Source organism: Alkalicoccus saliphilus (assembly GCF_003044065.1).
GTDB lineage: Bacteria > Bacillota > Bacilli > Bacillales > Salisediminibacteriaceae > Alkalicoccus > Alkalicoccus saliphilus.
Genome location: NZ_PZJJ01000009.1, coordinates 102,979 through 113,846 on the forward strand (window position 1 = coordinate 102,979; position 10,868 = coordinate 113,846).

Consider the following 10,868-nt stretch of genomic DNA (forward strand, 5'->3'; position numbering starts at 1 on the left):
TGTTCAAAAACTTTGGTATATTTATATTGTTCAATTGAGAGCATACTTATAATTACGGAGGGAACATCATGAATATTTTATGGGGAATGGCCGGTATTTTGACAATTCTCACAATCGCTTTCTTACTATCGTCAGACCGTAAATCGATAAAGCTGAGAACTGTTCTGGGCGGACTTTCCATTCAGATTATGTTTGCTTTTATCGTTCTTTATTCAACCGCAGGACAGGAAATACTGCTTTGGTTTACCGATATTGTAAACGCCATCATAGGTTTTACGGATGAAGGAATAGATTTTCTATTCGGAGGTCTGTATGATGCTGAGGGCATAGGTATGGTATTTGCTTTTGAAGTATTAACGATTATTATCTTTTTCTCATCCCTTATTTCAGTTCTATACTACTTAGGTATTATGCAGTTTTTCATTAAAATTATCGGGGGAGCACTCTCATGGCTTCTCGGAACAAGCAGAACGGAATCACTTTCAGCTTCTGCCAACATTTTTGTAGGACAGACGGAAGCACCGCTTGTGGTAAAACCGTTCCTTCCAACGATGACCCGCTCCGAACTTTTTGCTGTAATGACCGGGGGACTTGCTTCTGTGGCTGGTTCTGTACTCGTTGGTTATTCCCTCCTTGGGGTACCGCTTGAGTATCTTCTTGCAGCAAGCTTCATGGCTGCACCGTCCGGACTCGTCATGGCTAAAATCATTATGCCGGAAACCCGTCCGGAAGAATCGTCAGATCACCAGCCGGTGGAAATGGATGACGATAAAGAATCCTACAACGTCATTGACGCTGCAGCACGCGGAGCCAGTACTGGTCTGCAGCTCGTTTTGAATATCGCGGCTATGCTTCTTGCATTTATTGCACTCGTAGCATTACTGAACGGCGGACTTGGTGTAATCCAGTCAGGCTTTAACTGGGTGATGGATTTCTTTGGAGCAGCCTTCCAGCTGGAGGGACTGACACTTCAGAACATTCTTGGAGCAATCTTTGCACCGCTTGCTTTCATGATCGGTGTACCTTGGGCCGAAGCACTGCAGGCTGGTAACTTTATCGGGCAGAAACTTATTCTGAATGAGTTCGTTGCCTACGCTAATTTTGCACCGCAGATTGAAGACCTTGATCCGAAGACAGTGCTTGTTGTCAGTTTCGCTCTCTGTGGCTTCGCAAACGTTGCTTCTCTCGGTATTCTTCTCGGGGGACTCGGTAAGCTCGCTCCAAGCCGGCGCGGAGATATTGCCCAGCTTGGTGTGAAGGCTATTCTGGCAGGGACACTTGCTTCACTTTTAAATGCGTCCATTGCAGGAATGTTCTTTTAATAACAAAACGCATCAACAGCTCAGTTCAATAATGTTTAAAAATCTGGATTTTACAAGGAGAGATATATTATGACAAAGTCTGCAGCATCTATTATTGACCACACGCTTCTAAAACCGGAAACAACGAAAGAGCAAGTCCTGGAGCTCTGCCGGGAAGCGGCGGAATACGGATTTGCTTCCGTATGTGTTAATCCGACATGGGTTAAAACATGTGCAGAAGAACTTAAAAATTCCAACGCAAAAGTTTGTACCGTCATTGGTTTTCCACTGGGGGCCAATACTCCGGAAGTAAAAGCATTTGAAACGAAAGATGCTATAAAAAACGGGGCGGAAGAAGTAGATATGGTATTGAACATCGGTGCGCTTAAAGATGGCAGCCTGGAACTGGTAGAGCAGGATATGCGTGCCGTCCAGGAAGCCGCTGAAGGAAAAGCACTCACAAAAGTAATTCTTGAAACGTGTCTTCTGACAGATGATGAAAAACGTACTGCCTGCAGCATTGCTGTTAAAGCAGGCCTTGATTTTGTAAAAACATCCACCGGGTTCTCCTTCGGTGCCGCTACGGTGGAAGACGTGAAATTAATGAGGGAGGCAGTCGGGGATAAAGCAGGTGTAAAAGCCTCCGGCGGTGTTAAAACGAAAGAGGACGCGCAGGCGATGATTGATGCAGGAGCGACACGCATTGGTGCAAGCGCCGGAGTAGCCATCGTAAAAGGTGAAGAAAGCAGCTCGGACTACTAAATAACAAAAAGCATTCTGTCCAGGCGGCAGAATGCTTTTTTCAAAAAAACTGTAAGCGTAAACAATGCGTCAGTGGCAGTGCTTTCAGTAAAGAAAACGCTTGCTTTTTGTACAAAATTATGAAATGATGTTCATAGATTGTTTTACAATAGTTCGAAAATTGCAATAGTCTGAGGGGTGGAAAATGTGACAAAAGATAAGCTGGCACGGGTGGTACGTGCCGCTAAAATGTACTATCAGCTTGATTACAGCCAGCAGGCAATTGCAGAGGAACTCGGAATTTCCCGTCCTTCAGTTTCCAGGCTGCTGCAGGAGGCTAAAGATAGAGGAATTGTCCAGATACGTATCGTTGACCCGGAAGAAGATGTTCAGCAGCTCGCCGAACTTCTGAAGGAACATTACGGACTGAAGGAATGTCTGATTGCTGATTCACCGGTGAATGATGAAAAAGTAATTAAAGAAGAAATCGGCCGCAAAGCTTCAGAATATTTGTTTCAGATTGTAAAAGATGGGGACATTATCGGGGCAACATGGGGAACAACCATTTATGAAGTGGCAAGACATATGAAAACTAAAAGTGTTCATGATGTAAATGTCACCCAGCTGAATGGGGGAGTCAGCTATTCCGAAACCAATACATACGCAGCTGAAATCCTGAATTATCTGGGGCGGGCTTTTCACACCTCTCCGCACTTTCTGCCGCTTCCAGCTATCGTTGACCATCTCGTCGTCAAGCAGGCAATTGTCAGCGACCGGCACATACGATACGTACTGGAGCTTGCTGAAAAAGCAAACATTGCCCTTTTTACTGTCGGCAACCGGTACGAAGAATCTGCTCTGTATAAAGCAGACTATTTGTCTGAGGAAGATCTGAAAGTATTAAAGGAAAAGCATGCGGTAGGGGATATCTGCTCCCATATGATCGATATTGAGGGAAATGTCTGTGATGAAGGAATTAACTCCCGGACGATCGGTATCGGGCTGGAACATCTCCGGAAAAAAGAATTTTCGATTCTTGCTGCTGGAGGAATGAAGAAAGCAGAAGGCATCATCGGGGCATTGAACGGCCAATATGCCAATGTCCTGATCACGGACCAATATACTGCAGAAGTACTTATCAGTAAAATCAGGCAGGAGGATACAGCCTCCTGAGGTTCTGCAGAGTCTGGACAGGGAACAGAAAACTTCCTGCAAAATAATAGTTTAATAAAAGCCTGAAGAGGATGATGACGGAGACGTTGTGTACCGCTTCAGGCTTTTGAGCGGTTCCAAAATCTTTAAAGGAAACTTCATTTCAAGTCCCTTAAGCAAAGAAAAGCCCGTCCCTGAAAATACAAGCAGGACGGGCTGAACTCAGAAGCAGACAGTATTTTAAAAGTATAAATTTTTAACGGAAGCTAGCGGTTCATAAACTGTTTATACCGGCTCGAAAGCGTACTGGAAGAAATACCGTATTTATCCGCCACGGCTTTCTGCGAAACGGGAGTTTCATGCGGCAGGTGTTTTCCTGCCCAGTATTCGAGTATCGCTGCAAAAGCTTCCGGTTTAGTGACTCGGGGATTTTCTGCCGCCAGGTATTCACGGAGTGCCGCGGAGGCCGCCGTAAAACTCCGTCGGGATTCCAGCTGAAGAGTCTGAAGAATCTTTCTGTAATCCGCGGGAGTTTCTTTCCCGTATTTAACGAGAAGGTAAAGCAGCTGCAGGGCGCTGTCAAACCTTTTAGTGAAATGCTTCTGCTTCTGGATGCCGGCCGTCCGGCATTCCTCGAGAAACGCTTCAGCCATGTCTGCTGGAAGCTCCAGCGCATCGCTGCCTAAAGAAAGACCGTCGGGAGTCGGGTACAAATACCCGGTAACGTAGCGGCCGGCTTCAATAGCTTCGGATACGGGAGTTTTCTGTATTGTCTGCGTGGTGTCTTTCCACATGTCCTTTAAGGAGAGGTACTCCTTATCAGCATGTACAACGTAAAAGAAGCGGGGCTCCAGGGAGGTCCAGTTTTCCAGGAACTTCTGGAAAGAGTTTGAATACGCTGTCTGATGTTCTTTTATAAACTGTTCAAGCACTGTCTGTTTTTCTTCATCTTTCCAGTTGAACAGCATCCAGTGAAACATCAGCTGCGAAAAAGCTTTAGCATCCTCCGGTTTCATCGAGGCAAAGCTGCTGCTGCGGTTTTCATACACCGGTTTAATGTTGTCGTCGAACTTTTTGCTGTAATCAAAGATTTTCGGAAGAAGTTCGTTAAAATCTCGGTAGTCTTTCTGATCAAACCGTGATTTAGCGTTTAGCTTCTGAAGACAGCATTTTTTGTATTTCTTTCCGCTGCCACAGGGGCACGGGTCGTTACGTTTAAGCGCAGCCATTAATTTTCACCTCATCAAAATTGTCCATACCTCGTTAATCATAACAGGCTGAGCAATTTTTTCAAGCAGCGGGATATGGTACAATCAATGAACCTGATTGAAGAAAGGACAGAAATTATGAGTAAACAACTGCCAGTACAAAAAAACGAGCACGTTCACGTCCAGTTTGAAGATTTGACCCACGACGGGGCAGGAGTGGCAAAAGTGGACGGCTACCCGCTGTTTGTGAAGCAAGCTCTTCCCGGGGAGGTAGCGCTCGTAAAAGTCATTCATACAAAGAAAAATTTCGGCTTCGGCCGTCTGATAAAAGTAGAAAAAGAAAGCATACACCGGGTGGAAGCACCGTGCCCGGTGTTTAACCGCTGCGGAGGATGCCAGCTGCAGCATTTAAGCTACGAAGGACAGCTGCAGTATAAACAGAAACAGGTGCAGGAAGTAATGGCAAGAATCGGTGGACTTAACGATCTGGCAGTTCACCCGACTCTCGGTATGGAAGATCCTTGGCGCTACCGGAATAAATCGCAGGTACCGATAGGAGAGCAGAGCGGTAAAATTGTCGCAGGATTTTACGCTGAGCGGAGCCACGATATTGTTGATACCGACGAGTGCCTTATACAGTCAGAGGATGCGGACCGGGCAATGAACCTCGTGAAAAAGATGGCAGAAGAATACGGACTCAGGGGTTATGATGGGAAAACCCATAAAGGGCAGCTCCGACACGTCGTCATCCGCCACGCAGCAGCAACGGATCAGCTGATGATCGTTCTCGTAACAAAAAACGAAAGTATCCCGAATAAAAAGCATTTAATTAAAAGACTACGGGACACCTTTCCGAATCTTGCATCGATCGTTCATAATGTGAATCCGAAGCGTACGAACGTTATTTTCGGGGAGAAAACGACGACCCTCTGGGGAGAGGACGTAATTTATGACGAAATCAGCGGCATCCGCTTTGCAATTTCTCCGCGTTCCTTTTATCAGGTCAATCCGGTCCAGACAAAAGTACTTTACGAAAAAGCGCTGGAATATGCAGACTTAAAAGGGAAAGAAAATGTGATTGACGCATACTGTGGTATCGGAACGATCAGCCTTTTTCTCGCAAAACAGGCGAAGCACGTTTACGGCGTGGAGATCGTACCGGAAGCGGTCGACGATGCCCGGCAGAACGCCCGGCTTAACGGGATAGAAAACGCGGATTTCTATGTAGGGGAAGCAGAAAAAGTCATGCCCTGGTGGCGCGCCCAGGGAATTGAAGCTGATGTGATCGTTGTGGATCCTCCGAGAAAGGGATGCGATGAATCCCTGCTCGACACCATGACGGAAATGGAGCCGGAAAAAATCGTCTACGTCTCCTGTAACCCGGCAACACTCGCCCGGGACTTGAAATACCTCAAGGAAAAAGGCTACGAATCAAAAGAAGTACAGCCAGTCGATATGTTCCCGCAGACCACGCATGTGGAATGTGTGACATGGCTTGAAAAAGTTCCACGTGAAGTTACTTAAGGACCTTTCGTACAGTTATGTATAAAGAAAGGAATGGGAGGATTCTTGTTAATAGGATCCTCCATTTTTATAAGCTGCATGTGAGTATGGAAAAAACCTGAAATGACTTCAAAAGAATAACAACATAAACTAAAGAGGGCTGGGGAGGTATGATTCAAGTGAAAAAAGCTGCATCTGCTTGCTTTCTTTTGTTTCTTATCGTGTCCACGGTTCTTCCCTTTTTCAGTTTTCAAGGATATTCTATGTTGACTCACACTACCAGTCATTTAGCAGCCCAGGGAGCACCTCATGCCTGGGTGATGAAGCTTGTGTTTATATGTCTCGGGAGTATGGCTGTTTTTGTTACTTATGCCACTCGTATACGGTACCATCAACTATTCGGGGTGCTTTTTGGATTCAGCCTGATAATGACTGCTTTTTTTCCTCATGCTCCTATGGAAGCCGGGCTCCCGGTTAATGTTGTACAGGATAAGGTTCATTCTGTTTTTGCAGGGGGTACCGGCTTCAGCTTCACCGTTCTTGCCGTGGGTCACGCTTTTATGAGCCGGGGAAACCAGCGGACTGCAGGAGTTGTTCTTGCGATTGCAGCCACTCTAATTCCTCTTCTTATGATTGCTTTTCCTTCATGGATGGGGCTTTTACAGCGTATGATGTTCATCTGTGCTTTTGGGTGGCTGTTTTTCTATATGGAACCGCCAAAACAATATAAATTTTAAAAGGATACCTTGATCAAAAATAAACGTCCGCTTTTGCTGCCACGAAGACGCTTTCCGATGGGCTCTCCGCATCCTCCCCGAAGAACTCCTCCACGGCAGGCGGGGTTAGAAAAGTAGTCCCCTCCAGCAGAACTCTTAATAATCTTTACAGGAATAATACACCGACTTAATCCAAGGTCAACAAATTAAGTATATTATAAACATGCAGGGAAAAGAATCCGGGAGACCGGCAGGCCCGTTTTCCGGACCGCTGCAGCTGAGGTTTTACTGAATAATACAGTGGATGTTAAGACGCGGGAACGAAAATAGGGAAAGGTGAAGTGGAGTTAACAGAAGCCTGGAGGGATGATTGATGGGATATAAAGCTGTTTTTATTGATATGGATGGCACACTTTTGAACAGCCGGAATGAAATTTCCGAACAAACCGTTAAATCGTTACAGCGTCTTGAAGACAATGGACTGAAGGTTCATCTGGCAACGGGAAGGCATTATGGCATTGTAGAACCGTATCACAAAGCAATTGGTCTGAAAACACCGGTTATATGTCTGAACGGGAGTTATATATATGACCCGTTAATGAAAAAAGAAATCTTCGCAAAAACATTTAACGCAGAAGCAGCCGGACTGTACAAACGAATATCCGACAACGTGCGGATGTGCAGTAATATCCTCTTTCATACGAGAGAAGGTCTGTACTGCGAAAAGATTGATGAGCATGTGGAACACTGGATTCAAACAAGCGGTGTGCAGCCTTATTTTCAAGGAGCAATGGACAATCTTGAGCAGCTGGACATTCTTAAATACGGGATAATGGCTGAAAAACGATCGCTTACAAAACCGTGGAGCAGCCGGACCACCGGATTGGACGTCATCGAATGGAAAGATGGTTTTGAGGTGGTTCCTAAAGGAGTTTCCAAGTGGAAAGGCATCCGTACTCTTTTAAAGGAGTATGCGATTTCTCCCAGTGAAGTCATTACGATAGGAGACGGCCCGAATGATGTGGAGATGATCCGTGAATCCGGCCTCGGGATAGCGATGAAAAACGCCGTGGAGGAAGTGCTGGCAGTATCCGATATGACAACCGCCTATGACCACAATCACGAAGGGGTAATGAACTCCCTCTCACAGGTTTTACAGGAACAGACAGTATGACACTCAGGGGTCATGCTTTTTTTATGTTTTTTAAAGCAGGCTTAATCGTGCCGGATAACAATCTTTCCAATAAAGTTTTGACCTTCCAGGTGACGGTAGGCGTCTTTTGCTTCGTCAAAGGAAAAGACACGGTCGATCACTGGTTCGAGTCCGCTGTTTTCAATCGCACGGTTCATCTGTTCAAATTCGTCCCGGCTCCCGACCATAATTGTACGGGTATTGGCCCGTCCGAAAAGATCAAAGTAGCTGATGTCATCTCCTTCAGTGCTGAGTACGCCGATCAAGGAGGCTTCACCACCGGCGCGGAGGGAGGCGAGTGACTGTTTAATTGTAGCGGGCCCTCCGACTTCCACGACACGGTCCACGCCGCGGCCGCCGGTCTGTTCCTTCACTTTTTCTCCCCAGTTTTCGTGCTCTTTGTAATTAATAATATGGGAAGCACCGAGATCTTTCAGCGTTTCTGCTTTTTTGTCACTCGAGCTCGTTCCGATAGTACGTATTCCGAGAAGGCGGGCAAACTGTGTAGCAAAAACGGAAACTCCTCCGCTTCCAAGTGTCAGCGCTGTATCTCCTGCCTTCAGCGGCACGGGACCCTGCAGGGCGTTCCAGGCTGTAAGGGCAGCACAGGGAAGTGTCGCCGCCTGTTCAAAGGTAAGATGGTCAGGAATGTGCACGAGAAGCTCAGCATTGATTGTTTTATAGTACGTCAGCCAGCCATCGGAATGCGTGCCGTAAGGTTCCAATGCAGCAGGTGCTTCCCGGCCGAACCATTCCCGCATAAAGTTGCCGGCAACCCGGTCGCCTTCTTTTACCCGTGTGACGTCTTCACCGGCTTCAACCACTTCACCCGCTCCGTCCGACAGCGGGACAAGATTTTCTTTTTTCTCTCCTGGATAACCACCGTGAATGATGGCGTAGTCCCGATAGTTCAGAGACGTTGCGTGAACCCGGACGACTACTTCTCCACGATTCGGAGAAACGATCTCTTCCTCCGACTGTTTCAGATGATCAATACTTCCTTCTCCGTCGAGCCGCCAGCTGCGGTTCGTTATTTTATGCATGAAAGTCATCCTTTCTTTATTCCTGTCAGTTTTGAAATAGAAGCTGTAGTACATACGGTATCTTTTATTATAGAACGATGACAAAGCGTAAATAACATTCTTTACTTTTCCCAGAAACGAAAAGGTAAAAACGTACAGAGGGTGCTGATACAGCATTTCCAGGTACTCTTCTTTATTGACCATCAATTAATAATATTATATGATTAATTCAACTTCATAAAGGAGGGGAATGGTATGCTTCACGTTTTTAAGCTCGGCTTTGCTGCCTTTCACGTACAGGATATGCAGGCGATGAAAAAGTACTATGAAGACATTGCGGGTTTTACGCTCACAGAAACGGACAAAAATGGAAGCGCTTACTTCAGTACTTCAACAGATCATCACAATATCGTCCTGATTCCGTCAGACAGAAGCGGGATACATTCATTTGGCTTTCAATATGAATCGGAAGGAAGCAGGGAGGAAGTCATTGAGCATTTAAAGTCTCTGGGCATTGAGGCATCGAAAGCAGAAGACGGGCATCCGGTGATGAAGGATGTCATAGCATTTCAAGATCCTGAAGGGTATTCTGTACGGCTTTTTAGAGAAACGGGTGAAACAAAGAAGAAAGGCTTTAAAAGTGCAGGAATTGTCCCGAATAAAATCGGTCATCTGTCTGTACGGGTAAGTGATGCCAAAGCGCAGGTGGAGTTTTATAAAAAGCTCGGCTTCGATAATACCGACTGGATCGAAGATTTTTTCGGCTTTATGACGTGTAACCGGGATCATCACGTATTGAACTTTTTCACGTCCGAAACGAAAGGAATGCACCACCTGGCACTGGAAATGCGGAACTATCAGCACTTAATTTCCACGCTTGATTTTCTGAGGCTGAATGGCGTGAATATAGTATGGGGACCGTCCCGTCACGGAGCGGGACATAATATTGCCTGTTACCACTACGATCCGGAAGGTAACCTGATCGAACTGTTTACCGATGGGGATGTGTATATTAAGGAGCTTGGTATTTTCGATCCGCGGCCCTGGCACAAAGATTTTCCACAGAAGCCGAAAGTATGGAAAACCGATGAATGCCTTTCCCTCTGGGGCGTGGATTTTGAAAAAGCACTCGTCTGACAGAAAGCCGAAGAACATCCGGGAGGAAAGGAAGAGCACACCATGCCTAAAAATTTAAGTGAACAGCTGCTTCACGATCTCGGAAAAGACATTGTACTTGGGATAATCCCTCCAGGGGATGTGCTTCCGAAAGTAGAAACACTCAGCGTGGAAAAAGGAGTCAGCCGGACAGTTATACGGGAAGCACTGAAAGGACTGAGCGCCCGGCGGCTGCTGGAATCCTCTACAAAGACAGGGACGATTGTACGTCCAAAAGAGGAGTGGCTCTGGTGGGATCCTGACGTTATCTCCTGGGCTTCGGAAGCGGAAGATAACCGTCCTTTTTTAAAACAGCTGACAGAAGTCCGCCTGGCTGTGGAACCGGCTGCAGTTAAACTGGCAGCGAAGTATGCGGAAGAGAACGATAAACAGGAAATGAAGGAAGCGTTCCGCGTGCTCGAACAGGCTACCGCTGATCAAAAAGCGTGGACAGAGGCGGATGCAGCTTTTCACAATGCGATGCTGAAGGCTTCCCATAATCAGCTGATGATCAGCCTCGTACAGACGCTTCATAACGGTCTGATGCAGAGCCGGGAAACAACGATACGCATTTTGAAAGAACATCAGGACGAACATGGAGACACAACGACAAAAGAAGCGTTAAAACTGCACGAAGACGTGCTGAAAGCTATATTGGAAGGCAGTGAGGAAAAAGCGGAAACGGCGATGACTAAACTGTTGCAGTCTGTGGCTGATTTAATCGATGCGATGAACAGCGGCCGCGTATTGTAAAGACCTGCGGTAGTATGTCAATGAAAAAATAAGATGATATTTGTTTATCAAAGGACATATTCAAGAAAAAAGCCCGTAGGAAAGAACCCTAGCATTTTTGGTAAAAACTAGGAGTTCGAAAGGTT

The 10,868-nt window shown here is 46.2% G+C and carries 10 protein-coding genes; 8 read left to right on the top strand and 2 right to left on the bottom strand.

Annotated features, from left to right (window positions below; genetic code table 11):
• Positions 1–68 precede the first annotated feature (68 nt).
• From C6Y45_RS07545 to C6Y45_RS07555, 3 genes are all read left to right on the top strand, one after another.
• Positions 69–1,322 carry a NupC/NupG family nucleoside CNT transporter gene (locus tag C6Y45_RS07545; RefSeq protein ID WP_107584621.1) on the top strand — a complete coding sequence of 418 codons (1,254 nt, stop codon included), beginning with the start codon at positions 69–71 and terminating at the stop codon, positions 1,320–1,322.
• A 69-nt stretch (positions 1,323–1,391) separates the two neighbouring features.
• On the top strand, positions 1,392–2,063 hold the full coding sequence (deoC, locus tag C6Y45_RS07550; RefSeq protein WP_107584622.1) for a deoxyribose-phosphate aldolase: 672 nt from the start codon (positions 1,392–1,394) through the stop codon (positions 2,061–2,063).
• A 186-nt stretch (positions 2,064–2,249) separates the two neighbouring features.
• Positions 2,250–3,215: a DNA-binding transcriptional repressor DeoR gene (locus C6Y45_RS07555; protein ID WP_107584623.1), complete on the top strand. Its 966-nt coding sequence runs from the start codon at positions 2,250–2,252 to the stop codon at positions 3,213–3,215.
• 245 nt (positions 3,216–3,460) lie between these two features.
• On the opposite strand, the gene C6Y45_RS07560 is transcribed toward C6Y45_RS07555, so the two are convergent.
• Positions 3,461–4,423: an SEC-C metal-binding domain-containing protein gene (locus C6Y45_RS07560; protein ID WP_107584624.1), complete on the bottom strand. Its 963-nt coding sequence runs from the start codon at positions 4,421–4,423 to the stop codon at positions 3,461–3,463.
• Positions 4,424–4,540: 117 nt separating this feature from the next.
• Between C6Y45_RS07560 and rlmD the strand changes: the two genes are divergently transcribed.
• The 3 genes from rlmD to C6Y45_RS07575 all read left to right on the top strand — a co-directional run bounded on the left by rlmD (position 4,541) and on the right by C6Y45_RS07575 (position 7,795).
• Positions 4,541–5,926, top strand: coding sequence for a 23S rRNA (uracil(1939)-C(5))-methyltransferase RlmD (gene rlmD, locus C6Y45_RS07565; RefSeq protein WP_107584636.1), 1,386 nt, complete (start codon positions 4,541–4,543; stop codon positions 5,924–5,926).
• 158 nt (positions 5,927–6,084) lie between these two features.
• Positions 6,085–6,642, top strand: coding sequence for a DUF998 domain-containing protein (locus C6Y45_RS07570; protein ID WP_160058206.1), 558 nt, complete (start codon positions 6,085–6,087; stop codon positions 6,640–6,642).
• Positions 6,643–6,994: 352 nt separating this feature from the next.
• Positions 6,995–7,795, top strand: coding sequence for an HAD family hydrolase (locus C6Y45_RS07575; protein WP_107584626.1), 801 nt, complete (start codon positions 6,995–6,997; stop codon positions 7,793–7,795).
• Between the two features lie 41 nt (positions 7,796–7,836).
• Here C6Y45_RS07575 and C6Y45_RS07580 read toward each other — a convergent pair whose 3' ends face one another.
• Positions 7,837–8,856, bottom strand: a complete 1,020-nt coding sequence (locus C6Y45_RS07580; protein WP_107584637.1) for a zinc-dependent alcohol dehydrogenase family protein — start codon at positions 8,854–8,856, stop codon at positions 7,837–7,839.
• Positions 8,857–9,090: 234 nt separating this feature from the next.
• On the opposite strand from C6Y45_RS07580, the gene C6Y45_RS07585 reads away from it, so the two are divergent.
• Positions 9,091–9,972: a VOC family protein gene (locus C6Y45_RS07585; RefSeq protein WP_107584627.1), complete on the top strand. Its 882-nt coding sequence runs from the start codon at positions 9,091–9,093 to the stop codon at positions 9,970–9,972.
• A 42-nt stretch (positions 9,973–10,014) separates the two neighbouring features.
• Positions 10,015–10,743: a FadR/GntR family transcriptional regulator gene (locus C6Y45_RS07590; protein WP_107584628.1), complete on the top strand. Its 729-nt coding sequence runs from the start codon at positions 10,015–10,017 to the stop codon at positions 10,741–10,743.
• Positions 10,744–10,868 lie beyond the last annotated feature (125 nt).